At 63.1% G+C, this 25,076-nt stretch carries 20 protein-coding genes and 2 pseudogenes; 13 read left to right on the plus strand and 9 right to left on the minus strand.

Going from position 1 to position 25,076, the window contains the following annotated elements:
• Window positions 1-97: 97 nt before the first annotated feature.
• Window positions 98-583: a YajQ family cyclic di-GMP-binding protein gene (locus ACZ5M5_RS24210; RefSeq protein ID WP_060740892.1), complete on the minus strand. Its 486-nt coding sequence runs from the start codon at window positions 581-583 to the stop codon at window positions 98-100.
• Between the two features lie 142 nt (window positions 584-725).
• Here ACZ5M5_RS24210 and ACZ5M5_RS24215 point away from each other — a divergent pair, with 142 nt between their 5' ends.
• Genes ACZ5M5_RS24215 through ACZ5M5_RS24225 form a run of 3 tightly spaced genes read left to right on the plus strand, consistent with a single transcriptional unit; the run spans window position 726 to window position 4,310 of the window.
• Window positions 726-1,643 carry a putative 2-dehydropantoate 2-reductase gene (locus ACZ5M5_RS24215; protein ID WP_060740891.1) on the plus strand — a complete coding sequence of 306 codons (918 nt, stop codon included), beginning with the start codon at window positions 726-728 and terminating at the stop codon, window positions 1,641-1,643.
• Between the two features lie 46 nt (window positions 1,644-1,689).
• Window positions 1,690-3,726 (plus strand): sensor histidine kinase, encoded by a 2,037-nt coding sequence (locus ACZ5M5_RS24220; RefSeq protein WP_060740890.1) that lies wholly within the window; start codon window positions 1,690-1,692, stop codon window positions 3,724-3,726.
• A 2-nt stretch (window positions 3,727-3,728) separates the two neighbouring features.
• Window positions 3,729-4,310, plus strand: a complete 582-nt coding sequence (locus ACZ5M5_RS24225; protein ID WP_464738088.1) for a cob(I)yrinic acid a,c-diamide adenosyltransferase — start codon at window positions 3,729-3,731, stop codon at window positions 4,308-4,310.
• 101 nt (window positions 4,311-4,411) lie between these two features.
• Here ACZ5M5_RS24225 and ACZ5M5_RS24230 read toward each other — a convergent pair whose 3' ends face one another.
• The 4 genes from ACZ5M5_RS24230 to secA form a co-directional block, all read right to left on the minus strand.
• The gene (locus tag ACZ5M5_RS24230) at window positions 4,412-5,356 is read right to left on the minus strand and encodes a Nudix family hydrolase (protein ID WP_464738089.1); all 945 of its coding nucleotides are present in this window, start codon (window positions 5,354-5,356) and stop codon (window positions 4,412-4,414) included.
• On the minus strand, window positions 5,353-5,985 hold the full coding sequence (locus ACZ5M5_RS24235) for a glutathione S-transferase family protein (RefSeq protein WP_092166394.1): 633 nt from the start codon (window positions 5,983-5,985) through the stop codon (window positions 5,353-5,355). Before ACZ5M5_RS24235 ends, ACZ5M5_RS24230 begins: the two co-directional genes overlap by 4 nt.
• A gap of 137 nt (window positions 5,986-6,122) precedes the next feature.
• On the minus strand, window positions 6,123-7,340 hold the full coding sequence (gene argJ / locus ACZ5M5_RS24240) for a bifunctional glutamate N-acetyltransferase/amino-acid acetyltransferase ArgJ (RefSeq protein WP_060740886.1): 1,218 nt from the start codon (window positions 7,338-7,340) through the stop codon (window positions 6,123-6,125).
• 123 nt (window positions 7,341-7,463) lie between these two features.
• Window positions 7,464-10,199 carry a preprotein translocase subunit SecA gene (gene secA, locus ACZ5M5_RS24245; RefSeq protein ID WP_060740885.1) on the minus strand — a complete coding sequence of 912 codons (2,736 nt, stop codon included), beginning with the start codon at window positions 10,197-10,199 and terminating at the stop codon, window positions 7,464-7,466.
• A gap of 307 nt (window positions 10,200-10,506) precedes the next feature.
• Between secA and ACZ5M5_RS24250 the strand changes: the two genes are divergently transcribed.
• Window positions 10,507-10,962 carry a DUF721 domain-containing protein gene (locus tag ACZ5M5_RS24250; RefSeq protein ID WP_003205074.1) on the plus strand — a complete coding sequence of 152 codons (456 nt, stop codon included), beginning with the start codon at window positions 10,507-10,509 and terminating at the stop codon, window positions 10,960-10,962.
• 270 nt (window positions 10,963-11,232) lie between these two features.
• Here ACZ5M5_RS24250 and ACZ5M5_RS24255 read toward each other — a convergent pair.
• Window positions 11,233-12,722, minus strand: a pseudogene (locus ACZ5M5_RS24255) (helicase HerA-like domain-containing protein).
• Between the two features lie 329 nt (window positions 12,723-13,051).
• Between ACZ5M5_RS24255 and ACZ5M5_RS24260 the strand changes: the two are divergent.
• From ACZ5M5_RS24260 to ACZ5M5_RS24270, 3 genes are read left to right on the plus strand one after another with little or no spacing between them, the layout of a single operon-like run.
• The gene (locus tag ACZ5M5_RS24260) at window positions 13,052-14,143 is read left to right on the plus strand and encodes a glycosyltransferase family 4 protein (RefSeq protein WP_081015378.1); all 1,092 of its coding nucleotides are present in this window, start codon (window positions 13,052-13,054) and stop codon (window positions 14,141-14,143) included.
• 16 nt (window positions 14,144-14,159) lie between these two features.
• Window positions 14,160-14,927, plus strand: a complete 768-nt coding sequence (locus ACZ5M5_RS24265) for a DUF2334 domain-containing protein (protein ID WP_060740882.1) — start codon at window positions 14,160-14,162, stop codon at window positions 14,925-14,927.
• The gene (locus tag ACZ5M5_RS24270; RefSeq protein WP_060740881.1) at window positions 14,924-15,919 is read left to right on the plus strand and encodes a lysylphosphatidylglycerol synthase transmembrane domain-containing protein; all 996 of its coding nucleotides are present in this window, start codon (window positions 14,924-14,926) and stop codon (window positions 15,917-15,919) included. Before ACZ5M5_RS24265 ends, ACZ5M5_RS24270 begins: the two co-directional genes overlap by 4 nt.
• A 4-nt stretch (window positions 15,920-15,923) precedes the next feature.
• On the opposite strand, the gene ACZ5M5_RS24275 is transcribed toward ACZ5M5_RS24270, so the two are convergent.
• Both ACZ5M5_RS24275 and purU read right to left on the minus strand, forming a co-directional pair.
• A complete protein-coding gene (locus ACZ5M5_RS24275; protein WP_170842278.1) occupies window positions 15,924-16,097 on the minus strand; it encodes a hypothetical protein in 174 nt (57 codons plus the stop codon).
• Window positions 16,098-16,154: 57 nt separating this feature from the next.
• Complete coding sequence (purU, locus tag ACZ5M5_RS24280) at window positions 16,155-17,003, minus strand: formyltetrahydrofolate deformylase (protein WP_060740880.1); 849 nt, start codon at window positions 17,001-17,003, stop codon at window positions 16,155-16,157.
• 304 nt (window positions 17,004-17,307) lie between these two features.
• Here purU and mvaT point away from each other — a divergent pair, with 304 nt between their 5' ends.
• Window positions 17,308-17,685 (plus strand): histone-like nucleoid-structuring protein MvaT, encoded by a 378-nt coding sequence (gene mvaT / locus ACZ5M5_RS24285; RefSeq protein ID WP_003205091.1) that lies wholly within the window; start codon window positions 17,308-17,310, stop codon window positions 17,683-17,685.
• A gap of 82 nt (window positions 17,686-17,767) precedes the next feature.
• Here mvaT and sbcB read toward each other — a convergent pair whose 3' ends face one another.
• Window positions 17,768-19,204 (minus strand): exodeoxyribonuclease I, encoded by a 1,437-nt coding sequence (sbcB, locus tag ACZ5M5_RS24290; RefSeq protein ID WP_464738090.1) that lies wholly within the window; start codon window positions 19,202-19,204, stop codon window positions 17,768-17,770.
• 345 nt (window positions 19,205-19,549) lie between these two features.
• Between sbcB and ACZ5M5_RS24295 the strand changes: the two genes are divergently transcribed.
• The 5 genes and pseudogenes from ACZ5M5_RS24295 to ACZ5M5_RS24315 all read left to right on the plus strand — a co-directional run bounded on the left by ACZ5M5_RS24295 (window position 19,550) and on the right by ACZ5M5_RS24315 (window position 24,934).
• A complete protein-coding gene (locus tag ACZ5M5_RS24295) occupies window positions 19,550-20,275 on the plus strand; it encodes an RDD family protein (protein ID WP_060740878.1) in 726 nt (241 codons plus the stop codon).
• On the plus strand, window positions 20,272-21,246 hold the full coding sequence (locus ACZ5M5_RS24300; RefSeq protein WP_103311124.1) for a stage II sporulation protein M: 975 nt from the start codon (window positions 20,272-20,274) through the stop codon (window positions 21,244-21,246). Before ACZ5M5_RS24295 ends, ACZ5M5_RS24300 begins: the two co-directional genes overlap by 4 nt.
• Window positions 21,233-22,773 (plus strand): annotated as a pseudogene (locus tag ACZ5M5_RS24305) (DUF4129 domain-containing protein). Before ACZ5M5_RS24300 ends, ACZ5M5_RS24305 begins: the two are co-directional and overlap by 14 nt.
• Entirely contained in the window at window positions 22,770-23,933 is a 1,164-nt protein-coding gene (locus tag ACZ5M5_RS24310) for a DUF4350 domain-containing protein (protein WP_103311127.1), read from the plus strand. Before ACZ5M5_RS24305 ends, ACZ5M5_RS24310 begins: the two are co-directional and overlap by 4 nt.
• A complete protein-coding gene (locus tag ACZ5M5_RS24315; RefSeq protein WP_092201425.1) occupies window positions 23,930-24,934 on the plus strand; it encodes an AAA family ATPase in 1,005 nt (334 codons plus the stop codon). The genes ACZ5M5_RS24310 and ACZ5M5_RS24315 overlap by 4 nt, the downstream gene beginning before the upstream one ends.
• The last annotated feature ends 142 nt before the right edge of the window (window positions 24,935-25,076 follow it).

Genomic DNA, 25,076 nt, shown 5'->3' on the forward strand with positions numbered 1-25,076 from the left:
GCTCCCGCTGGCTGCGCAGCAGCCCCTTATAGGTGGGCGCTTCGCACCCAAGCGGGAGCAAGCGCCCTCGCCACAGGGTCTTAATACAACTGAAGTATCAGTCGCGGAAGTTATTGAATTGCAGGGGCATGCCGAATTCTTTGCCGCGCAAGGCCGCAATGGCTTCCTGCAAGTCGTCACGTTTCTTGCCGGTGACCCGCACCTGCTCGCCCTGGATGGCGGCTTGCACCTTGAGCTTGGCGTCCTTGATATGAGCGACGATCTTCTTCGCCAGCTCCTTGTCGATGCCTTCCTTGAGCACGGCCTCCTGCTTCATCAGCTTGCCCGAGGCATAGGCGTCCTTGACCTCGAGGCACTGCACATCGATCTTGCGCTTGACCAGCGCCAGCTTGAGGATCTCGATCATCGCCTCGAGCTGGAACTCGGCCTCGGCGGTCAGGTTCACGGTCAGGTCTTTTTCCTTGAACTCGAAACTGCCCTTGCCCTTGAGGTCATAACGACGGTCGAGTTCCTTGACGGCGTTTTCAACCGCGTTGGTGACTTCGTGTTTGTCCAGTTCGGATACCACGTCGAATGACGGCATGTAGTGTTCTCCAAATAAAAAGGCGCGCCAGTATCAACGGCGCGCGCTTGGCTTGTGGTTAAAATCGGGCTCATTATAACGGCTCTTTTCCTGCCGACACTGCGAGCCCTCAGATGCCTGCGCCAATCCGAGTAAAAAACTGATGTCGACCACCTGGCATGTCCTCGGGGCCGGCAGTCTCGGCACGTTGTGGGCCACGCGCCTGGCCCGGGCCGGGTTACCGGTGCGGCTGGTGCTGCGCAACGAAGCGCGCTTGCAGGCCTACCGCAGCGTCGCAGGCCTGACGCTGGTGGAACAAGGCCAGGCGCAGTGCTACCCGGTGCCGGGCGAAACGGCGGACAGCCCGGAGCCGATCAGGCGCCTGCTGCTGGCTTGCAAGGCCTACGACGCGCAAGCGGCGGTGACCTCGGTGGCCCATCGCCTGGACGCAGAATCGGAACTGATCCTGTTGCAGAACGGCCTCGGCAGCCAGGACGCAGTGGCCAATTGTGTGCCCCAGGCTCGTTGCATCAGCGCCTCCAGCACCGAAGGCGCGTTCCGCGACGGTGACTGGCGCGTCGTGTACGCCGGCCACGGCTATACCTGGTTGGGCGACCCGGCTCACCCGGTGGCACCGTTCTGGTTGGACGACCTGGCCGCCGCCGGCATCCCCCACGAATGGAGCGCCGACATCCTCACCCGCCTCTGGCGCAAGCTGGCACTCAACTGTGCAATCAATCCACTGACCGTGCTGCATCACTGCAAGAACGGCGGCCTGCTGGAACACCACTGCGAAGTGGCGACCCTGTGCGCGGAGCTCACGGATGTGCTCGAACGGTGCGGCCAGCCCGCGGCGGCCGAGGATCTGCAGCCGGAGGTCGAACGGGTGATCCAGGCCACGGCCGCCAATTACTCCTCGATGTACCAGGATGTGGCCAATCGGCGTCGTACCGAAATCAGCTATTTGCTCGGTTACGCCTGCAAGGTTGCCCAGCGCCATGAGCTGACCGTGCCGCACCTGGAACAACTGCGCCAGCGACTGATTGCCCACTTGGACAACCTCGGATTGCCCAGCGACTGAGCAGCGGCTACGCTGGCCCTCGTGTTCCTTCTTAGCGACGAGTCTGATGCCATTGCGCCAGCGCCTTGAAAACCTCCCGGTCGGCCAGAAACTGTTGGCCGCCCTGCTGGTGTTGTTGACCACTGTCCTGCTGGTGGCCAACCTGACCTTTATCAGCGCCGCCTACTACATCTCCCAGGAAAGCATGGCGCCCCAGGCCCTGCAGACCATTGGCCGACTGATCGCCAACCCGAGCCTGATCTCTGACGCCCTGCAATCGCCACAAAGTGCCCAGCGCCTGCTCGACGAGCTCAATAGCTATGCACCGCTGCGGGCGGCGGCGCTGTACGACGGCCAGGGCGATCGCCTGGCACAGCTGCAACAGGGCGAAAAGCTCAAGCTGCCGGACCATTTCCGCAACATACAGGCCTGGCAAGCGAGCGAGTTCCGCAGCAACCAGGTCATTACCCTGCCCCGCCCCGGTACGACGCCTGGCCATCTGTTGCTGGTGGCCAGCAGCGAATTGCCGACTGCGTTCTACACCGGCACCCTGACCGCCAGCCTCGGCATCCTGATTTTCAGCGTGTTGCTGTGGCTGATCATTGCCCAACAGATCAAACGCCTGATCACCCAGCCAATTCATCAACTCGAAGAACTGTCGCGCCAGGTCACCCGGGAGGAGAACTATGCCCTGCGCGCCGCACGGGGCAACCACGATGAGATCGGCAGCCTGGCCGAGGCATTCAATACCATGCTCTCGCGAATCGAAGCCCGGGAGCAGCAACTCAAGCGCGCGCGGGACGACTCCCAGGCCGCCTATGACCAGGCCCAGGGCCTGGCGGAAGAGACCCGGCATACCAATCGCAAGCTGGAACTGGAAGTCCAGGTGCGCAGCAAGATCGAGAAAAAACTCACGGGTTTCCAGAATTACCTCAACAGCATCATCGACTCCATGCCGTCGGCCCTGATCGCCCTCGACGAGCAACTCTACGTCACCCAATGGAACCAGGAAGCCAGCGCCCTCTCCGGCACACGACTGGACGAGGCCCTGAACCAACCGATCTTCCTCGCCTTCGAACCGCTCAAGCCGTACCTGCCCCAGCTCAAGCAGACCGTCGAGCAACATACGGTGGCCAAGATCGAACGCGTCACCTGGACCAAGGACGACGAGGCCCGGCATTACGCCCTGACGTTCTATCCGCTGATGGGCGGCGCCGGGCGGGGCGTGGTGATCCGCATCGACGACATCACCCAGCGCCTGTCGCTGGAGGAAATGATGGTGCAATCGGAAAAAATGCTCTCGGTCGGCGGCCTCGCGGCGGGCATGGCCCATGAGATCAACAACCCGCTTGGGGCGATCCTGCACAACGTGCAGAACATCCGCCGTCGCCTGTCACCGGAACTGCCCAAGAACCTTGAACAGGCCGAGCAACTGGGCATCGAATTGCCGGTGGTCAACCGCTACCTGGAAAGCCGGGAAATCCCACAATTGCTCGACGGCATCCAGCAAGCCGGCGCCCGGGCGGCGAAAATCGTCACCCACATGCTCAGCTTCAGCCGACGCAGCACGCGACAGATGGCCCCCTGCGACCTGCCGGCGCTGATCGACCAGGCGGTGGAGATCGCCGGTAATGACTTCGACCTGGCGATCGGCTTCGACTTCAAGGGCCAGGCGATCATCCGTCAGTTCGACCCGAACCTGGGCCCGGTGCCCGGCACGGCCAACGAACTGGAACAGGTGCTGCTCAACCTGCTGAAAAACGCCGCCCAGGCGATCCACCAACGCCAGGACGACAGCGAACCCGGGCGCATTATCCTGCGTACGCGGTTGAATCCGCCGTGGGCGGAAATCCAGGTCGAGGACAATGGCATCGGCATGAGCGAGAACGTGCGCAAGCGCACCTTCGAACCCTTCTTCACCACCAAGGAGATCGGCCAGGGCACAGGCCTTGGGCTGTCGGTCTCGTATTTCATCATCACCAACAACCACAAGGGCCAGATGGAAGTGCAGTCGGCGCCAGGCCAAGGCACCTGCTTCACCTTGCGCCTGCCCCTGACGGGCCCCTCGATGGTGGCGCAGGAAAACAAACCACTGGAGCGTTGAACATGGGCTTTCGCCTGTCGAAGATTTACACCCGCACCGGCGACAAAGGTGAAACCGGGTTGGGCGATGGCCGCCGCGTGGCAAAGGACCACCCACGGGTCGAGGCCATCGGCGAAGTGGACACGCTGAACAGCCAGTTGGGCTTGTTGCTGGCCGGGCTCGCCGCCGAAACGGCCCGGTACCCGGCGCTGAAGGAAGTCAGCGACGTGCTGGAGCCTTGTCAGCATCGATTGTTCGACCTGGGCGGTGAGCTGGCGATGCCGGCCTACCAAGCCTTGAACGTGGCGGAAATCGAGCGGCTGGAAGCGGCGATCGATGTGTGGAACGAGGAATTGGGGCCACTGGAAAACTTCATCCTGCCCGGTGGCTCGACACTGATCGCCCAGGCCCACGTCTGTCGCAGCCTGGCCCGCAGCGCCGAGCGGCGTTGCCAGCAATTGAACGCGGTGGAGCCGCTGGCGGGGCCGGGGTTGGCCTACATCAATCGGTTGTCGGACCTGTTGTTCGTGGCGGCGCGGGTCATTGCCCGGCGGCAAGGAGTGGTGGAGGTGCTTTGGGAAGCGGCGGCCAAGCCTGGGGGCTGAATCGTTCTTGAGGCCGCCATCGCGAGCAAGCTCGCTCCCACACGGGATCTCCCTGTGGGAGCGAGCTTGCTCGCGATAGCATCAGCAGCCACACGGCAGAATCATGCCTCAGGCCAAAACGCCCGAATCCCCGCCACACCCTGGGCCCCAGCTTCCCAGGCTTTTTGCCGCTCGCCAGGCCCGACCCCGCCCAACAGATAGACCGGCCGGTTGAAGCCTTCGATCAACCGCGCCGCCTCTTCCCAGCCCAACGGCTGTGCATCGGGATGGGTCTGGGTCGGCTGCACCGGCGAAAGCGTGACGAAGTCCACGTCCATTCGCTGTGCCAGGGACAGCTCCTCGGCGTTATGGCAGGAAGCCGCCAGCCAGCGGTCCTTGCCGAACGGTCGACCGGCCGCGGCATGCTTGCGCAGTTGCGCGGCGGTAATGTGCCAGCCAGCGGAAGGAAAATCCCCCAGCCATTCGAACGGCCCCTTGAGCATCAGTTGGGCCTTGCCGGCACACAACCCCGCCGCATCCACCGCCAGGTCGCGGTATTGCGGATCGTAGCCGTTGGGCGCGCGTAGCTGGACCAACTTGATTCCGCCGGCAATCGCCTTCTGCATGCCGCGCAGCAAGGCCGGCGTCTCAAGGCCTTCCGGGGTGATCAGGTATTCACCCGGCAAACGGGCCGCCGCGACGATGGGCTGATTGGCCGCCGGGAACTCATGGTTCGTCAGGTCGCGGGCCGTCACCCAGGCCAACGGCTGCCCTTCGGCGCCATGGGGCTCGCCGGTGAACGCCGAGACTTCCCAGACATCCAGCAACACCTGCTTGTCCGGGTAATCGTGACGCACCTTGATCAACGGCCGGGCGGCGTCGACGACAATGCCCAGCTCTTCGTGAAGTTCACGGGCCAGGGCGGTTTCGACGGACTCGCCGGCCTCGACCTTGCCGCCAGGAAACTCCCACAGGCCGCCCTGGTGCTGGGTGTCGGCCCGTCGGGCGATCAGGATTTTGCCGGCGGCATCGCGGATGACCGCTGCCGCCACATGGACTCGTTTCACCGCGCAGTGTCCTCCAGGCCAGCCTGTTGCCACGCCTTGAACGCTGGCCATTGATATAGGGTTTCGACGTAAGCCTCATCGACCTCGGACAGTTTCACCTGATAAGTGCGCAAGCGCACGGCAACAGGGGCAAAAAACGCGTCGGCCAGGCTGACACGGCCAAACAGGTAGGGACCGGCCTCGGTCGCCGCGGCACGGCATTCGGCCCACAGCGCCAGCATCCGCTCGATTTCCACTTGGACATCGGCCGGCATGGGCGACAGCGGTGCATCGCGCAGCAGGTCGAACGGCATGTGGCTGCGGATGGCGAAAAACCCGCTGTGCATTTGCGCACAGGCCGAGCGTGCCTGGGCCCGGGCGGCCACATCCTTGGGCCAGAGACCGGCCTGCGGGAACTGTTCGGCCAGGTACTCGGCAATCGCCAGGGAATCAGCGATCACGCCGAATTCGGTCTTGAGCAACGGGACCTTGGCCGTGGCCGAGTACTTGAGCAGCTTTTCGCGGGTGTCGGGCTGGTCGAGCCTGACCAGCTCTTCGGTGTACTTCGCGCCGGTCAGCGCCAGGGCCAGCGCGCCGCGCAGGGACCAGGAAGAAATGCGTTGGTCGCCAATGATCAGGTGCAGGCTCATGTCTGGATTCCTTTCTTGTGATTTTGTAGGGGCTGTACTGGCGCCATCGCGAGCAAGCTCGCTCCCACAGGGTATTGCCCGCAAATCCCTGTGGGAGCGAGCTTGCTCGCGATGGCAGCAACTCGGTCCCGAACCGGTTAAGTCCGGTACTCAGCGTTGATCTTGACGTACTCGTGGGACAGGTCGGTGGTCCAGATGGTTTCGCTGCAGTCACCCCGTCCCAACTCGATACGGATGGTGATTTCTTCCTGCTGCATCACCGCCGCGCCCTGGGCTTCAGTGTAAGTGGCAGCACGAGCGCCTTGGCTGGCGATGCAGACTTCGCCGAGGAACACGTCGATCTTGCTCACGTCCAGCTCAGGCACGCCGGCCCGGCCCACGGCGGCGAGGATGCGGCCCCAGTTCGGGTCGGAGGCGAACAGTGCGGTCTTGATCAGCGGCGAGTGAGCCACGGTATAGCCCACATCCAGGCATTCCTGGTGATTGCCCCCGCCATTGACCTGCACGGTCACGAACTTGGTCGCGCCTTCGCCGTCCCGGACGATGGCCTGGGCCACTTCCATGCACACGTCGAACACGGCCTGCTTCAGGGCCTCGAACAGCGGGCCGCTGGCCTCGGTGATCTGCGGCAGGTTGGCCTGGCCGGTGGCGATCAGCATGCAGCAGTCGTTGGTGGAGGTGTCGCCGTCGATGGTGATGCGGTTGAACGACTTGTTGGCCCCGTCGAGCATCAGGTCTTGCAGCACCTGGCGCGAGACCTTGGCGTCGGTGGCGATGTAGCCGAGCATGGTCGCCATGTTCGGCCGGATCATGCCAGCGCCTTTGCTGATGCCGGTGACGGTGATGGTCACGCCGTCATGCTGGAACTGACGGCTCGCGCCCTTGGGCAGGGTGTCGGTGGTCATGATGCCGGTGGCGGCGGCGGCCCAGTTGTTTTCCGACAGGTCGTCGAGGGCGGCTTGCAGTGCGCCTTCGATCTTCTCGACCGGCAGCGGTTCGCCGATCACGCCGGTGGAATACGGCAGCACCTGGCTGGCGTCGACGCCGGTCAATTCCGCCAACTTGGCGCAGGTGCGCTCGGCGGCGGCCAGGCCTGGCGCGCCGGTGCCGGCGTTGGCGTTACCGGTGTTGGTCAACAGGTAACGCACCGGCCCCTGCACGCGTTGCTTGGCCAGGATGACCGGCGCGGCGCAAAAGGCGTTGAGGGTGAATACACCCGCCACCGTCGAGCCTTCGGCGCAACGCATGACCACGACGTCCTTGCGCCCGGGGCGCTTGATGCCCGCCGAGGCAATACCGAGTTCAAAACCGGCAACCGGGTGCAACGTGGGCAACGGACCAAGACCAACAGCCATGAATGCGCTCCTAATTCAGATGTATATCGACGCCGTCCTCATTGGGACGGCGAATCAAAATGGCAAAACGCCGCGACGGATAGCATCCGGTCGCGGCGCGGGTGGTTCAGCGTTGAGACGGGTTTATTGGATCTGCCCGTGGCAATGCTTGTATTTCTTGCCCGAACCGCAATAGCACAGTTCGTTGCGGCCCAGCTTCTGCTCGTTGCGCACCGGTGCGGTCGCCAGGGCGACATCCACATCGACGCCCTCTTCGGCGACCACTTCCAGGCCAGGGGCTTCGGCGTGTTCGAACTGCATGCGCGCAGCCAGGGCTTCGGCCTCCTGACGCAGGCGGGCTTCTTCCTCGGCCGGGTCTTCGCGGCGAACCTGTACGTGGGACAACACGCGGATCGAGTCGCGCTTGATCGAATCGAGCAGTTCGGAGAACAGCGTGTAGGACTCGCGCTTGTACTCCTGCTTCGGGTTCTTCTGGGCGTAACCACGCAAATGGATACCGTGGCGCAGGTGGTCCATGGTCGACAGGTGGTCTTTCCACAGATCGTCCAGTACCCGCAGCACAATCTGCTTCTCGAAGGAGCGCAGTGCCTCGGCGCCCGCCTGGTCTTCCTTCTCGTTGTAGGCAGCGATCAGTTCGGCCAGCAGTTTTTCACGCAGGGTTTCTTCGTACAGGTGATCGTCTTCGTCGAGCCATTGCTGGATCGGCAATGCCACGCCGAAATCGCTCTGCAAGGCGGCTTCCAGGCCGGCGACGTCCCACTGTTCCGGCAGCGACTGCGGCGGGATGTGGGCGCTGACGGTGGCGTTGAGCACGTCCTGGCGGAAATCGGCGATGGTTTCGCCAATGTTGTCGGCGGCCAACAAACTGTTACGCATGTGATAGATCACTTTACGCTGTTCGTTGTTGACGTCGTCGAACTCGAGCAATTGCTTGCGGATATCGAAGTTGCGGCCTTCGACCTTGCGCTGGGCCTTCTCGATGGCGTTGGTCACCATACGGTGCTCGATCGCCTCGCCGGGCTGCATGCCCAGGGCCTTCATGAAGTTCTTCACCCGGTCAGAGGCGAAGATGCGCATCAGGCTGTCTTCCAGGGACAGGTAGAAACGGCTGGAGCCGGCATCGCCCTGGCGACCGGCACGGCCACGCAGCTGGTTGTCGATACGACGGGATTCGTGACGCTCGGAAGCGATCACCTGCAAACCGCCGGACTCGAGCACCTGCTGGTGACGCTTCTGCCAGTCGGCCTTGATCTGCGCGATCTGCTCGGGGGTCGGGCCTTCCAGGCTGGCGACTTCCACTTCCCAGTTGCCGCCCAGCAGGATGTCGGTACCACGACCGGCCATGTTGGTGGCGATGGTCAGCGCACCCGGGCGACCGGCCTGGGCGATGATCTCGGCTTCCTTCTCGTGGAACTTGGCGTTGAGGACCTTGTGCTCGATGCCTTCCTTGTTGAGCAAGGCGGACATGTGCTCGGAGGTCTCGATGGTGGCGGTACCGACCAGGATCGGACGGCCCTGGGCCATGCCTTCCTTGATGTCGTTGATGATCGCCGCGTACTTCTCTTCGGCGGTCAGGAACACCAGGTCGTTGTAGTCCTTGCGGGCCAGTGGCTTGTTCGGCGGGATCACCACCACTTGCAGGCCGTAGATCTGGTGGAATTCGAACGCCTCGGTGTCGGCGGTACCGGTCATGCCGGACAGCTTGTTGTACAGGCGGAAGTAGTTCTGGAAGGTGGTCGAGGCCAGGGTCTGGCTCTCGGCCTGGATGTTCAGGCCTTCCTTGGCTTCGATGGCCTGGTGCAGGCCTTCGGACAGGCGACGACCCGGCATGGTACGGCCGGTGTGCTCGTCCACCAGCACGACCTGGCCATCCTGGACGATGTACTCGACGTTGCGATGGAACAGCTTGTGGGCACGCAGGCCGGCATAGACGTGGGTCAGCAGGCCCAGGTTATGGGCCGAGTAGAGGCTCTCGCCTTCGGCCAGCAAGCCGACGCGGGTGAGCATTTCCTCGATGAACTGGTGGCCGGCTTCGTTGAGTTCGACCTGGCGGGTCTTCTCGTCGATGGTGTAGTGCCCGGGCTGGGTCACTTCGCCTTCAACTTCCTCGACGTGCAGCTTGAGCTGCGGGATCAGCTTGTTGATCTCGATATACAGCTTGGAGCTGTCCTCGGCCTGACCGGAAATGATCAGCGGGGTACGGGCTTCGTCGATGAGGATGGAGTCGACTTCGTCGATCACGGCAAAGTTGAGTTCACGCTGGAATTTTTCTTCCATGCTGAACGCCATGTTGTCGCGCAGGTAGTCGAACCCGAATTCGTTGTTGGTGCCGTAGGTGATGTCGGCGGCATAGGCGGCGCGCTTCTCTTCCGGCGGCTGGAACGGCGTGACAACGCCGACGGTCAGGCCGAGGAATTCGTAGAGCGGGCGCATCCAGTTGGCGTCGCGGCGGGCCAGGTAGTCGTTGACCGTCACCACGTGCACGCCCTTGCCGGACAGTGCGTTGAGGTAAACGCCCAGGGTCGCCACGAGGGTCTTGCCCTCACCGGTACGCATTTCGGCGATCTTGCCTTCGTGCAAGGTCATGCCGCCGATCAACTGAACGTCGAAGTGGCGCATGCCCATGATCCGCTTGCCGGCTTCACGGGCGACCGCAAAGGCTTCGGGCAGGAGCTGGTCAAGGGTTTCCCCCTTGGCGATGCGGTCCTTGAATTCGGCAGTCTTGGCGCGTAACTGATCGTCCGAAAGGGCCACCATTTGCTCTTCGAAGGCATTGACAGTCTGTACCGTCTTGAGCATGCGCTTGACTTCACGCTCGTTCTTGCTTCCAAAAAGTTTCTTTAACAAAGGCGCAAACATATCGGCAGGATCTTCCACACTAAAGGGATGGAGGGCGGCCCCATGAGTCGCCCGTGCAGCCCTCATGGCCGCATGCGAACGAGCATTCTACCCGGAAACGATGGAGAGGAAAGTGGCGTTATTCCACGATGCTGGCACAGCGCTGTGACGGGGCCACCCTAAAATAAGGGCTTTTGCGCGAACTTCAACCCACAAAGCGCAGAAGTTACTCACTGATTGTGTAGCCAAAAGCCGCTGGGCGAGAGGGTCGAGGCGCGTCCGGCGCTTTCTGCTACCATGGCGCCTCTGTCACTTGCGGTATTCATTCATGGCCTTCCGCCCTCTTCCAGCCAAGGCGCCCGCCGTTCTGCTGCGCGAAGCCAAGCCGCTGAAAGCCATCTTCGGCCACGCCAAACGCCTGGGCCACTTGCAGCGCCTGCTGGACAGCCAGTTGCAACCGGCCGCGCGCGAGCATTGCCACGTGGCGTCCTGGCGCGAAGGCAGCCTGCTGTTGATCGTCACCGACGGCCACTGGGCCACGCGCCTGCGCTACCAGCAAAAACGCCTGCTGCGCCAACTCCAGGCGTTCGAAGAATTCGCCAACCTGACGCGGATCCTGTTCAAGGTGCAGCCCCCCACCGTCCAGGTCGGCGCCAAGGGCCACACGCTGGATCTGTCCACCGACGCCGCGGCAACCATCCAGGCCACCGCCGACGGCATCACCGATCCCAACCTACGGGCGGCGCTGGAGCGATTGGCGGCGCATGCGCGGCCCAAGGATTGAGATTTTCGGCGCCGCCTAGATAGCAATCGCGAGCAAGCTCGCTCCCACAGTGGACCTGCAGCGCCCACCTCTTTCGTGTACGACACCATCCCTTGTGGGAGCGAGCTTGCTCGCGATTGCGGCAGGTCAGCCGGTACACTTTTCGCCTGCCAAACCGCCTTCGCGAGCAAGCTCGCTCCCACAGTGGATCTGCAGCGGCCACCTATTTCGCGTACGACACCAATCCCTTGTGGGAGCGAGCTTGCTCGCGAAGGGGCAACTCGGTCTCGACTACCGGCGCCGCTTGCTACCCCCAGCAACGACCCCATCAATCCGCGCACCAGTTGCCGGCCCAGTTGATTGGCCGCCTGGCGCATCGCCGATTTGAGCGCCTGGCCGGCTGCCGTGCCGAGGAACTCGCCGGCCTTTTCGGTGAAGCTCGGTTCTTCGTCCGCGGACTTGCCCGGCACCGCGTCGGCCTGGGGCTCCAGTCCCTTGCGTCCCATCAGCACTTCGTAGGCCGATTCGCGATCAATGGGCTTGTCGTAGCGCCCCTGCAACGACGAACTGGCGATCAACCCGGCACGCTCGGCCTCGCTCAGCGGCCCGATGCGCGATTGCGGGGGCGCCACCAGCACGCGCTGGACCATTTCCGGCGTGCCTTTTTCCTGCAAGGTGCCCACCAGGGCTTCACCGATGCCCAGCTCGGTCAGCACCGCCAGGGCATCGAACTGCGGGTTGGGCCGGAAACCGTCGGCCACCGCCCGCAGGGATTTCTGTTCCTTGGCCGTGAAGGCCCGCAAGCCGTGCTGGATACGCAACCCTAACTGAGCGAGCACATCGTCCGGCAAGTCACCCGGCGACTGGGTCACGAAATACACCCCCACGCCCTTGGAACGGATCAGCCGCACCACTTGCTCCAGGCGCTCCTGCAAAGCCTTGGGCGTACCGGCAAAGAGCAAGTGCGCTTCATCGAAGAACAGCGCCAGCAGCGGCTTGTCCGCATCGCCGCGCTCGGGCAACTGTTCGAACAGCTCGGCCAGCAGCCACAGCAGGAACGTCGCGTAGACCTTCGGCGCTTCGTGGACCAGGCGGCTGGCGTCGAGCAAGTGGATGCGGCCACGGCCATCGCTGGCCGGTTGCAGGATGTCTTCGAGCTGCAACGCCGGTTCGCCGAACAACGCGTCCGCGCCCTGCTGCTCCAAAGTGGACAGGCGCCGCAGCAGCGCCTGACTGGAGCCAGTGGTCATCAGCGCCGCGTCGTCCCCCAGCAGCTCGGGGTTGTCCTTGAGATGATTGAGCAGCGCCTTCAGGTCCTTGAGGTCCAGCAGCAACAGGCCTTCACGGTCGGCCACCTTGAACGCGGCGTAGAGCGCCGACTGCTGGCTGTCCGTGAGTTCCAGCAGGCTGCCGATCAACAACGGGCCCATTTCACTCAGGGTGGTGCGCAGTGGATGCCCGGACTGGCCGTGGATATCCCACAAGGTCACCGGATAAGCCTGGGGCTTGTGGTTGAGCCAGGGCATGCCGGCGATGCGATCGGCGATCTTGCCCTGGGGGTTGCCGGCAGCACCCAGGCCGCACAGGTCACCCTTGATATCCGCCGCGAACACCGCCACGCCGGCATCGCTGAACATTTCGGCCAGGCGCTGCAAGGTGACGGTCTTGCCGGTCCCGGTGGCGCCCGCCACCAGGCCATGACGGTTCGCCAGGCGCATGGCCTGGGCGATGGGCTGGCCGCTGAGGTCGGCACCGATAACGAGTTGCGATGAGTCAGGCATGTGGTCACCCGTGTGTTTGCGATATGACGCCATTTTGCACGCTTATATAAAAGCATGCCTGGCGCATTGAGGCCCTGGCAGCAGGAATAATAGCTGCGAACCTGGGCAGGCCCTATCGCGAGCAAGCTCGCTCCCACATGGGATCTGTGCCCCGCCCCAAATCTCTGTGGGAGCGAGCTTGCTCGCGATGAGGCCCTGTCAAACCCCGCAATACTCCACTGGCAGCGCACCCGCCCCACAACCCCAACCGAACATCTATTCTTCATAAAGGTCAACACAGGAGAACACAGACCGGAGGGACGTTCATCGTGCATATAGCGGACATAACCATGTTCTACGCCCCCGCCAGCGGAGGCGTGCGCACTTATCTGGATGCCAAGCACCGGCGCCTGGGCGATCGGCCCGGTATTCGCCACAGCCTGTTGATCCCCGGCGCGCATTTGAGCGAGCACGACGGAATCTACAAGGTGCCAGCCCCTGCGCTGCCGTTCGGCAAGGGCTATCGCTTCCCCCTTCGCCTGGCGCCCTGGCGCAATGTCCTGCGCGATCTGCAACCGGATCTGATCGAGGTCGGCGATCCGTACCTCACCGCCTGGGCCGCATTGGATGCCCGCCGTCAGCTCGACGTGCCCGTCATCGGTTTCTATCACTCCGACCTGCCGCTGCTGGTGAGCAACCGCATGGGCAACTGGTTCACCCCCAATATCGAAGCCTATGTCAGCAAGTTGTACGGCAATTTCGACCGGGTCCTGGCGCCAAGCCAGGTCATGGCCGACAAGCTGACCGGCCTGGGGGTCAAGAACGTCTATGTGCAACCCTTGGGCGTTGACCTGCAAACCTTCACCCCCGCCGCCCGCGACCCAGGACTGCGGGCCGAGCTGGGTATCGCCGAAGACACGCGCCTGCTGATTTTCGCCGGTCGCGGTTCCAAGGAAAAAAACCTGCCGGTGCTGCTCAAGTGCATGAAACGCCTGGGCGAGCGCTATCACCTGCTGTTGGTGGGTTCGTCGATGCCCGCCGTGGTGCCGGACAACGTCACGGTGGTCGACGAATTCTGCCCGGCGCCGCAAGTCGCCCGTCTCATGGCCAGCGCCGATGCCCTGGTGCACGCCGGCGACCAGGAGACCTTCGGCCTGGTGATCCTCGAAGCCATGGCCAGCGGCATTCCCGTGGTGGCGGTGGCGGCCGGGGCTTTCACCGAAATTGTCCACGAGGACTGCGGCCTGCTGTGCACGCCCAACAATCCGCAGGCCATGGCCAATGCCGTGCGGCAACTGTTCAGCGAAGGCTGCCAACGCCGTGGCCTGCTGGCGCGCCGGCATGTGGAGCGTCATTACGCCTGGGACACCGTGGTCAACAGTTTGCTGGGGCACTATTACGCCGTGCTCGGCGGACAAATGCCGTTGCTGGCCAATGGTTGAGGCGAGGACCGTGTCGATGAGTTCTTCGCCCAGCGTGCTCTTGGTGTTGCACGACGTGGCACCGCAAACCTGGCCTGACTACCAGCCCTTCGTCGAAGCCGTGGATGCCCTCGGCCAGGTGCCGATGACCTGGCTGGTGGTGCCGGACTTTCACCGTACCAATGCCTTGGAGGCTCACCCGGACTTTCGCCGCCTGCTCGACCGCCGGGTCGAGCGCGGCGACGAGTTGGTGCTGCATGGCTACTACCATTGCGACGACGGCCCTGTCGCCCGCCACCCCAAGGAGTGGTTCATGCGCCGGGTCTACACCCATGAGGGGGAGTTCTACAATCTGTCCGAGGCCGCCGCCCTCGCCCGCCTGCGCGCCGGGATCGACACCTTTGAGCGCTACCATTGGCCCCTGGAAGGTTTCGTCGCCCCGGCCTGGCTGATGAGCGAAGGCACGCGCCAGGCCTTGCGCCAGTTACCGCTGAGCTACACCAGTGACACCCAACACCTTTATCGCCTGCCCGACTTCAGTACCATCGACGCTCCGGGCCTGGTCTGGAGTGCCCGCAGTGCCTGGCGTCGTGGCCTGTCGAAAGTCATCAGCGACCAGCGTGAACAGCGCTGGCGCCAGGCCCCGGTGATTCGCCTGGGCCTGCACCCGGTGGACATGCGCCACGGGTTTTCCCGGGACTATTGGCTGCGCACCCTCGAACGCCTGCTCAACGACGGTCGCGTGCCGATGACCAAGGTCGGCTGGCTGGCAACCCAGGGGCTGCGGGCCCGCAGCGCCGCATGAAACGGTTGATCTGGCTGGGTGCCGCCCTGCTCACGGCGCTGTTGGTGCCGCTGCTGGTCGGCGGCGGGGAAATGTGGTCGCGGCTGCAGCGCTTTCCCCTGTCCCTGCTGCTGACCATGCTCGGCATGATCGTGCTGTGCTGGGGCTTGAATTCCGTGCGCCTGCGCCTGCTGCTGGGTGAATACCGTGGGCGCATCGGCGGGTGGAAAAGCATGGGCGTGGTGATGTCCACCGAGTTCGCCATGTGTGCGACGCCCGGAGGCAGTGGCGGCCCGCTGACGCTGATGGCCCTGCTGGCGCGCAACGGTGTACGCCCGGCCCATGGCAGCGCGGTGTTCGCCATGGATCAACTGAGCGACTTGCTGTTCTTCCTCTGCGCCTTGGTGGGCATTCTGTTCTACGCGCTGTTCCAGAACCTCAGCCAGCGCCTGGAATGGATGCTGGCGTTGAGCGCGATTTCATTGTTTGGCGGGCTGTTCGGCTGCGTGCTGGTGGCCCGATATCACCGTCGGCTGATTCTGCTGGGCGCTCGTGTGCTGCGGCACTTGCGGGTAAAGACCGCCACCCGCCGACGCTGGGGCCGCAAGATCCTGAACTTCCTCGCGGCCTTCACCGACACCTTGAAATTGCCACGACAGACGCTGTTCCAGGTCTTCGGCCTGACCTGCCTGCATTGGGCGCTGCGCTACAGCGTGTTGTACCTGGCATTGAAGGGGCTGGGTGCGGACCTGCAGTGGGCCTGGAGTTTCCTGATCCAGATGCTGTCCTTGAGCGCGGGACAGTTCAGCCTGCTGCCGGGCGGTGCCGGGGCGGCCGAGCTGACTTCGGCGGCGCTGTTGGCCCCCATGGTGGGCAAGTCCACCGCAGCGGCGGCGATCCTGATCTGGCGGGCGGTGACCTACTACTTTTATTTGGTGGCCGGTGGGCCGGTGTTCTTCCTGATGGTCGGGCGGCCGTTGATCAAGAAGCTGATCAGGCTCAGGCAAGCCTGACCGGTCACGGCGTCTGTTCGGGCTCGTCCTGGGGATGCAATTGCTCCCACAGTTGCGCGGCATCGGGAAACTCGGTGCCATCCTCCGGGCTCAACGCGTCGGGGTCATAGCGGCTGAGGCAGCCCTCGCCCAGGGTGGCTGGCGCCTTGGAGGTGGCTTTGTCCAATGGATCGGTCATGGCGAACCTCATGAAAAAAGGCCTGGCGATCGCTCGTCCAGGCCCTTGGCAGTGTAGTCAGAAGACCACGGTCTTGTTGCCGTGCACCAGCACCCGGTCTTCCAGGTGATAACGCAGGCCCCGGGCCAATACCATCTTCTCTACGTCACGGCCGAAACGCACCATGTCTTCGATGCTGTCGCTGTGGCTGACGCGCACCACGTCCTGCTCGATGATCGGGCCGGCATCCAGCTCTTCGGTCACGTAGTGACAGGTGGCGCCAATCAGCTTCACCCCACGCATCGACGCCTGGTGGTACGGCTTGGCCCCGACGAACGACGGCAGGAAACTGTGGTGGATGTTGATGACCTTGTGGGCGTACTCGCTGCACAAGGCCGGCGGCAGGATCTGCATGTAGCGGGCCAATACCACCACCTCGGCGTCGTGCTGCTTGACCAGTCGCGAGACCTCGGCGAACGCCGGATGCTTGTCCTGCGGGTCGACCGGCACGTGGTAGTACGGGATGCCGTGCCATTCCACCATGCTGCGCAAGTCATCATGGTTGGAAATCACACAGGCGATGTCGCAATCGAGCTCATCGCTGTGCCAGCGGTGCAGCAGGTCAGCCAGGCAATGAGACTCGCGGCTGGCCATCAGCACCACGCGTTTTTTCTGCGCGGTGTCGGTGATACGCCAGTCCATCGAGAACTCTTCGGCAATGGGGGCGAACGCTTCACGAAAGGCTTCAATGCCGAAGGGCAGAGAGTCGGCACGAATCTCGTGACGCATGAAAAACCAACCGCTTTGATTGTCCGAGTGATGGCTCGCTTCGGTGATCCAGCCGTTATGGGACGCCAGAAAGTTACTGACTTTAGCAACGATGCCGACGCGGTCCGGGCAAGCAATCACCAGACGAAAAGTGCGCATTAGGGGAACTCCAGAACTTCGCAAAGGCGGCCATTCTAGCCATTGCGCAGCAAAACTGCAGTATCGATGACACGCCGCATCCTGGACGACAGCCCCAAGCCATGGCCGGCACGGCTCGGGAAAGCAGATTATATGTGAACAGATGTGAAGACACTGTCGCGGCATTTAACTGCAACAGGCGTTTTTGTGGCGCAGCACTAATTAATTAAATAAAACACCGGTTAAATGTTTACTTGATGAAACTGTCTGATTACTATTGTCGCACTGTCTCCTTGTCACCCGCGTCCTACATAAGGTAGTCCACATGTCCTTGATCAATGAATACCGCGCCACAGAAGAAGCCATCAAAGAACTGCAAGCTCGCCTGAAAAACCTGTCGCAAGACGACAAACTGCAAACCGAGCTTGAATTCGAAGGCAAACTGCGCACGCTGATGGGCGAGTACTCCAAGTCGCTGCGCGACATCATTGCCCTGCTGGATCCAGAAGCCAAGTCGAGCAAAGCGCCACGTGGCGCCGTGAAAACTACCGGCACCAAGCGCGCTCGCAAAGTTAAGCAATACAAGAACCCGCACAACGGCGAAGTCATCGAAACCAAAGGTGGCAACCACAAGACTCTGAAAGAGTGGAAAGCCAAGTGGGGCGGTGACGTGGTAGAAGGCTGGGCAACCCTGCTGGGCTAAGCCTCACCGCGGCGCAAGCTTCTTTGCGAACAAAAAACGCCAGTGATTACTGGCGTTTTTTTATGCCTGTTATCTTTTCATTTCATTGCGATTCAAGGCTTAAACGTTTGCGCAATTGCTGGCTGTAGCCCTGCCACTCCACGAGTACTTCTCGCTGCATCGGCGTAGACTGGGCCAGCCACTCTCCCATCGCCTCGTCAAAACTTTGCAAGGTATTAGGCGCGCCCCATTCCGGGGCGGACAGACGTTGTTGACAGAAAACTCTCCAGCGCCCTTGCTCTTCGGGATTCAAGGTGTCTGGAAAGTTGCGTGCACGATATCGGAACAATAGTTCCGGCAGACGCTCATCATCGAAAGGCCATTGCGCTTGCGCCAATTGCGCCGGGTCCGCCATGCGCACTTGTTCACATAAACGCCGATCGCGATCGCCCAAGAAGCCCGCGTATAACTGTTGCTCGGGATCCTCGCTGGCGGTGAAATCCTCGCGGCCATAAATAGCCTGAAGTTTATCCTGCCAAACTTTCTGTGCGTCAGTTAGCCGCAATGCGCGCTGTTGATAGCTCTCCATGTCCAGTTCCAGCCGCTGCTGGTCCTCGACGCGCAGCACCGACAACGGCGCGACCACCGGGCATTTGTTGATATGGATTAGCTTGAGCGGCACCGGCAACTCACCTTCGAGCAGTTCTTCACGGCGGGTATACAAACGCTGGCGCAGGGTTTCGGCGTCATGGTCCAACAGGCCCTGGGGGTCCAGGTGCAGGTCGCAGACAATCAGGGCGTTGCGGTTTTTCGGGTGCCAGGCCAACGGCAATACCACGCCGATGTAGTTGCGCGCCGCCGAGAAGCGACCGGAAATATGCACCATCGGCTGCAGCAGGCGGATCTGGTCCATCACTTTCTGCTTGCTGCGCAACTGGAACAGCCAGTCGTAGAGCCGCGGCTGCTGTTGACGGACCAGGCGGGCCAGGGCGATGGTCGCGCGTACGTCCGACAACGCATCGTGGGCCTGGCCATGATCGATGCCATTGGCGGCGGTCAGGCGTTCGAGCTTGAGGCTGACGCGACCGTCCTCCTGCGGCCAGACAATGCCTTGCGGGCGTAGCGCATAGGCCGCGCGCACCAGGTCGATCAAGTCCCAGCGGCTGTTGCCGCCCTGCCACTCCCGTGCGTACGGGTCGAAGAAATTCCGATAGAGGCTGTAGCGGGTCATTTCATCGTCGAAACGCAGGGTGTTGTAGCCGGCGCCACAGGTACCGGGCGCGGCCAGTTGCCCGTGGACACGGGTCATGAAATCGGCTTCGCTCAAGCCTTTCTCGGCCAGGCATGTCGGGGTGATGCCGGTAATCGCACAGGCCGCCGGATGCGGCAGGATGTCATCGCTGGGCCGGCAATACAGATTCACCGGTTCGTCGATTTCATTGAGCTCGAAATCGGTACGGATACCCGCCACCTGCAAGGGCCGGTCGCAACGCGGGTTGATGCCGGTGGTTTCGTAGTCGTACCAGAAGATGGAAGTCACGGGCTGTTCCTGAACTGAAGACTGGCGAAGTCTAGGCGCTCGGGCCTGCCCTGGGCCAGCGGTGGTGTAACTTTTGAATTTCTTCACAAAATCCATGTACACCACAGACCTTATGTGGGAGCCGAGCTTGCTCGCGATGACGGCGGCACGTTCAACATCGATGCAACCAGACCCACCGCAATCGCGAGCAAGCTCGGCTCCCACAGGGATTTGGGTGAGCACACAAATCCATGAACATGGCTGATCCATCAAATGACCTGCACGGCCATATCGTTTGCCTACACAAAGGCTGCTAGCATCGCAGCCCATAGACCCTTCGAACCGGCCCCACCACTCAGGTTGCCCATGCTCGAGACACCAGCACTGCAAAGGAACGCGACGCTGCCCGCGCCCCTGGACACGCGTTATCAGGTGGAAACGCCGGAGGGCATCGACCTGCCACTGCGCCCGGCGGGGCTGATGCCCCGTGCAATCGCCTTCGCCATCGACTTGGGCATACGCGGCTTGGTCCTGGGTATTTTTTTCCTGGTCCTGGCGTTTTTCGGCGAGCTGGGGCTCGGCCTGGGGTCCATCCTGCTGTTTGTCGTCAGTTGGTGGTACATGGTGCTGTTCGAGGTACTCAACCAGGGGCGTTCTCCCGGCAAGCAGATCATGGGGCTGCGCGTGGTGCAGGACGATGGCCGGCCCATCGGCTGGTCGGCGTCGTTGATCCGTAACCTGCTGCGTTTCGTCGACATGCTGCCCTTCGGCTACACCTTTGGGGCCATCTGCTGCCTGCAGCATCCGGCGTTCAAGCGCCTGGGCGATCTCGCGGCCGGTACGCTGGTGGTCTATCGCGAACAACCGGTCAAACGCCCCGCATTGCCCATGGCCCCGCCGATACGCGCGCCTTTCACCCTGAACCTGCATGAGCAACGCGCCGTGCTGGGCTTCGCCGAACGCCAGGCAGAACTGTCCCAGGCGCGGGTCAACGAACTGGCCGCGATCCTGGCCACGCCACTGAACGTCCAGGTGCCGAACGCCACCGCCGAACTCAATGGCATCGCCCGCGGCCTGCTGGGGCCGACATGAAGCAAAGCCTGTTCGAAAGCCGCCACCAAGGAGAATGGGAGCAACTGGCCCAGCAACTCGATCAATTGGAGCGCAGCCGCAACGTGCCCCAGAGCGGTGACTTCCCTGCCGCCTACCGACGGCTTTGCCATCACCTGGCATTGGCCCAGGCCCGGGGCTACAGCAGCTTGCTGGTCGACACCCTGCAACAACTGGCGCTGCGCGGTCACCAGCAACTCTACCGGGATCGCAGCCGACCATCGGCCAGCCTTTCGGCCTTTATCCTGGTCGGTTTCCCTCGACTGGTGCGTGAACAATGGCGCTTCGTGCTGGCCGCCAGCCTGATGTTCCTGGGCAGTCTGGTCGGCATCGGGCTGCTGGTCTATCTGTTCCCGGAACTGGTCTACAGCGTGCTGGGCGCCGACGAAATCAGCCAGATCCGCAGCATGTATGACCCGGCCTCCGGGCACCTGGGGCGCTCGGTCGAACGGGCCGCCAGCGAAGACTGGGTCATGTTCGGTTACTACATCATGCACAACATCGGCATTGCCTTTCAGACGTTCGCCAGTGGCTTGATGTTTGGGCTGGGGAGTGCGTTCTTCCTGTTTTTCAATGGCCTGACCATAGGCGCGGTGGCCGGGCACCTGACGCAGATCGGCTCGGGCACAACGTTCTGGTCGTTCGTGATCGGCCACGGCGCTTTCGAACTCACCGCCATCGCCCTGGCCGGAGCCGCGGGCCTGCAACTGGGCTGGGCGTTGATCGCCCCGGGACGCCTGACCCGTGGCGAGGCCTTGCGGCTTGCGGCGGGTAAAAGCGTGCTGATGATCGGCGGCGTGATGCTATTCCTGCTCATCGCCGCGTTCATCGAGGCCTACTGGTCTTCCAGCGCGGTAACGCCCGCCACCAAATACACCGTGGGCGCCTTGTTGTGGCTGTTGGTCATCAGCTATCTGTCGCTTGCCGGACGGGCCCGCCATGCGCCTGAGTGATGCCACCGTCGTCATCCGCCCGCGCACCACCTGGGAAGCCATGGACCTTGGCGTATTGATGAGCCAGCAGCATCGACGCTTGCTGATGACCAGTTGGGCGATCATCACGCTGCCGGTGTACCTGTTGCTGACCTTGCTGCTGTGGGACTCACCGTCCCTGGTGGTGATGCTGTTCTGGTGGTTGAAACCGGCCTTTGACCGTCTGCCGCTGTACATCCTGTCCAAGGCGCTGTTTGGCGAAACCCCCACCTTGAAACAGGCCTTGCGCCAATGGCCGGCGCTGCTCAAGCCCCAGTTGCTGGCCAGCCTGACCTGGCGCCGACTGAGCCTGAGCCGCAGCTTCCTGCTGCCGGTGGTGCAACTCGAAGGGCTAACCGGTGAAGCACGGGAGCAACGCAAACGGGTATTGCTGCAACGCAACCGCGGCGCGGCGCAATGGTTGACCATCATCGGCATGCACCTGGAAACCGCCCTGTGGTTCGGCCTGATGGCCCTGTTCTATCTGTTCGTGCCGCAACAAGTCGAACTGCAATGGGACTGGGAAATGCTGGTATCAGCGGCCGACCAAAACTGGTTGTGGTTCGAACACCTGGTCAACTTCCTCTACCCGCTGCTGCTGATCTTGTGGGAGCCGGTGTACGTCGCCTGCGGCTTCAGCCTTTACCTGAACCGGCGCACGATCCTCGAAGCGTGGGACATCGAACTGGTGTTCCGGCGCCTGCGCCAGCGCCTGAGCGGCGTGGCCCCGGCATTGTTGCTGCTGGCCCTGATGATGCTGCCGCTGGCCCCCCAGCGTGGGCCGACGAGGAGCCCAACGCCCCCGACAGCCCGCGGCTGCTCAACCAGCCCCTCACCAGCGAAGCCTCCCGGGACGGCATCAAGGCGATCCTCGACGCCCCGCCGTTCAAGAACCCGCAGACCGTCACCCGTTATCGTTTCGGCGAAGAAACCGCCGAACCCAGCGACGAGACCGAGGCCAAACCGAGCTGGCTCAAGGCCCTGTTCAAATGGCTCGGCGGCCAACGCTTCGACATCGCCGCCGCGCTGATCCAGGTCGCGCTGTGGGCCTGCCTGGTGGGTGCGATCGTCTGGCTTGCCTGGCACTACCGGGAACGCCTCAAAGCCCTGGTCAATCGGCGACCGACGCAACGCCTGCCCGTGGAGCGAGCGGCACCGGCACACATGTTCGGCCTGGATATTCGTGAAGAAAGCCTGCCGACCGACGTCGCCGCCAGCGTCGAACAGCTGTGGGCCACGCAACCCCGTGAAGCCTTGGGCCTGCTGTACCGGGCATTGCTCAGCCGATTGCACCATGACTTCAAGATCCCCTTGAAACCGTCCGACACCGAAGGCCAGGTGCTGCAACGCGTCGAACAGCTCGAGCAGGACAACCTGCTGGGCTTCAGCAAAAGCCTGACCCTGCATTGGCAGAACATTGCCTATGGGCATCGCCCGCCGCCGCTCCACCTGCAACAGGAACTGTGTGACGGCTGGCGCGGGTTGTTCGGGCCGGGAGCGTCTCGATGAGCCGGCACGCGGGGTGGCTGATCGGCGCCGTGCTGGCCGCCGTGGTGTGCGCATTCGGTTTCTATCTCTACACCCAGGCCGTGCCCTATGAAGAGGTCGTCGAGCACGGTCCCTCTCCAGAAGTACAGGCCAACCCTTACCTGGCCGCCGAACTGTTCCTGCGCCAGCGGGGGATCAACGTCGAGCACGCCAACAGCCTGGAGGTGCTGCCCACCCTGGAGCCACGCCAGCACAGCCTGCTGTTGCTGGGCGAGCGCACCCACATGACGCCACGGGAAGTCGAACAGTTGATGAACTGGACCCGGGCCGGCGGACGCCTGGTCTTTGTGGCCGAAGCCTTGTGGGACAAGAGCACCGGCAGCAGCGGCGACCTGCTGCTCGACCGCGTGCGCCTGCGCCAACTCCTGAGCGAAGACCTCAAGGAGCCCGCGCCCGAACTGATCAAGGACCGTTACCCGGAACTGACCAAGCTCTACCTTGAAGACGAAGAAGCGCCAGCGTATGCCGGTTTCGACACCGACTTCCACCTCGAAGACCCGCACAACCTGGCCCAGGCCTGGGCCAACAGCGCGTTGTCGACCCACATGATGCAATTGAAGCTCGGCCTCGGCTCGATCACCGTGATCACCGACGCCGAGCTGTGGAAGAACGACGCCATCGACCAGTACGATAACGCCTGGCTGCTCTGGTATTTGAGCGCCGACACGGACGTCACCCTGCTGTTCAACACCGACCACGACACCTTGCTGACCCTGTTGCTGCGCTACTTCCCCCAGGCGCTGGTGGCACTGCTGGCCTTGGTTGCCCTGTGGTTCTGGCGTTCGGCGGTGCGCCACGGCCCGCTGCAACCACCGGCCTCCCAGGCCCGGCGCCAACTGGAAGAACACGTACAGGCCAGCGCCGGTTTCCACCTGCGCCACAACGGCCAGCAGCACCTGTTGCACGCCTTGCAACAAGACGTGCTGCGCCGGGCCCGCCATCTTCACCCAGGCTTCGAACAACTGGCCGTCGCCGAACAATGGCAGGTCCTCGCCCGCCTGACCCGGCAACCCACGCGGGCCATCAGCCAGGCCTTGAGCCCACGACCGAAACAGCGTATGTCCAGCGCAGAGTTCTGCCGCCAGGTCGCCCATTTGCAAACCCTCAGGAATGCCTTATGACTGAACAGAACGAACCTATCGACAGCCAGGCCCACGCCGCCCAACAGCGCCAGCGCGCCATTCAGTTGGCCCAGGCGATCCGCACCGAGCTGCGCAAGGCGGTGGTTGGTCAGGCCAGCGTGATCGACGATGTGCTCACGGCGCTGATCGCCGGCGGCCACGTGCTGCTCGAAGGCGTTCCCGGGCTGGGCAAGACGTTGCTGGTGCGCGCCTTGGCTCGCTGTTTCAACGGCGAGTTCGCGCGCATCCAGTTCACCCCCGACCTGATGCCCAGCGACGTCACCGGGCACGCGGTGTATGACTTGCAGACCGAGCAGTTCAAGCTGCGCAAGGGCCCGGTGTTCACCAACCTGTTGCTGGCCGACGAGATCAACCGCGCACCGGCCAAGACCCAGGCCGCGCTGCTCGAAGCCATGCAGGAACGCCAGGTCACCCTCGAAGGCCGCGCCCTGCCCATCAGCCAGCCATTCATGGTACTCGCCACCCAGAACCCCATCGAACAGGAAGGCACCTACCCGCTGCCGGAAGCCGAGCTCGACCGCTTCATGCTCAAGGTGCGCATGGACTACCCGGACGCCGACCAGGAGCTGGACATGGTGCGCCAGGTCAGCCGCTCGACCCGTGCCGACATGCTTGACGTGCAGCCGCTGCGCATGGTGCTGCAAGCCAAGGACGTGCAAGCGTTGCAACGCATCGCCAGCGACCTGCCGATGGACGACCAGGTGCTCGACTACGCCGTGCGCCTGGCCCGCACCACCCGCAGTTGGCCGGGCCTGACCCTCGGCGCCGGGCCCCGTGCTTCAATTGCGCTGGTCCGTTGCGCCCGGGCCCGGGCGTTGTTGCGCGGCGGCGAGTTCGTGGTGCCGGACGACATCAAGGGCTGCGCCCTGGCCGTACTGCGCCATCGGGTACGGTTGGCGCCGGAACTGGACATCGAAGGGCTGTCGGTGGACCAGGTGCTGGGGCAACTGCTCGATCAAGTGCCGGCGCCGCGGTTGTGATGAGGGCGCCTGTGACAAGCACGCCTTTTGTGCCTGGAACGCTGGTTGTGGCGAGGGAGCTTGCTCCCGCTGGGCTGCGAAGCAGCCCCCAGGTTCTATCTGCCACACCGCCAGGGGACGCTGCGCGTCCAGCGGGAGCAAG

It is taken from the genome of Pseudomonas sp. Van50, from assembly GCF_055390755.1.

Bases quoted from the DNA above. Each gene is read 5' to 3' on its own strand.
- ACZ5M5_RS24210 (WP_060740892.1), bottom strand. From the start codon at position 583: ATGCCGTCATTCGACGTGGTATCCGAACTGGACAAACACGAAGTCACC.
- ACZ5M5_RS24215 (WP_060740891.1), top strand. From the start codon at position 726: ATGTCGACCACCTGGCATGTCCTCGGGGCCGGCAGTCTCGGCACGTTG.
- ACZ5M5_RS24220 (WP_060740890.1), top strand. From the start codon at position 1,690: ATGCCATTGCGCCAGCGCCTTGAAAACCTCCCGGTCGGCCAGAAACTG.
- ACZ5M5_RS24225 (WP_464738088.1), top strand. From the start codon at position 3,729: ATGGGCTTTCGCCTGTCGAAGATTTACACCCGCACCGGCGACAAAGGT.
- ACZ5M5_RS24235 (WP_092166394.1), bottom strand. From the start codon at position 5,985: ATGAGCCTGCACCTGATCATTGGCGACCAACGCATTTCTTCCTGGTCC.
- argJ (WP_060740886.1), bottom strand. From the start codon at position 7,340: ATGGCTGTTGGTCTTGGTCCGTTGCCCACGTTGCACCCGGTTGCCGGT.
- secA (WP_060740885.1), bottom strand. From the start codon at position 10,199: ATGTTTGCGCCTTTGTTAAAGAAACTTTTTGGAAGCAAGAACGAGCGT.
- ACZ5M5_RS24250 (WP_003205074.1), top strand. From the start codon at position 10,507: ATGGCCTTCCGCCCTCTTCCAGCCAAGGCGCCCGCCGTTCTGCTGCGC.
- ACZ5M5_RS24260 (WP_081015378.1), top strand. From the start codon at position 13,052: ATGTTCTACGCCCCCGCCAGCGGAGGCGTGCGCACTTATCTGGATGCC.
- ACZ5M5_RS24265 (WP_060740882.1), top strand. From the start codon at position 14,160: ATGAGTTCTTCGCCCAGCGTGCTCTTGGTGTTGCACGACGTGGCACCG.
- ACZ5M5_RS24270 (WP_060740881.1), top strand. From the start codon at position 14,924: ATGAAACGGTTGATCTGGCTGGGTGCCGCCCTGCTCACGGCGCTGTTG.
- ACZ5M5_RS24275 (WP_170842278.1), bottom strand. From the start codon at position 16,097: ATGACCGATCCATTGGACAAAGCCACCTCCAAGGCGCCAGCCACCCTG.
- purU (WP_060740880.1), bottom strand. From the start codon at position 17,003: ATGCGCACTTTTCGTCTGGTGATTGCTTGCCCGGACCGCGTCGGCATC.
- mvaT (WP_003205091.1), top strand. From the start codon at position 17,308: ATGTCCTTGATCAATGAATACCGCGCCACAGAAGAAGCCATCAAAGAA.
- ACZ5M5_RS24295 (WP_060740878.1), top strand. From the start codon at position 19,550: ATGCTCGAGACACCAGCACTGCAAAGGAACGCGACGCTGCCCGCGCCC.
- ACZ5M5_RS24300 (WP_103311124.1), top strand. From the start codon at position 20,272: ATGAAGCAAAGCCTGTTCGAAAGCCGCCACCAAGGAGAATGGGAGCAA.
- ACZ5M5_RS24310 (WP_103311127.1), top strand. From the start codon at position 22,770: ATGAGCCGGCACGCGGGGTGGCTGATCGGCGCCGTGCTGGCCGCCGTG.
- ACZ5M5_RS24315 (WP_092201425.1), top strand. From the start codon at position 23,930: ATGACTGAACAGAACGAACCTATCGACAGCCAGGCCCACGCCGCCCAA.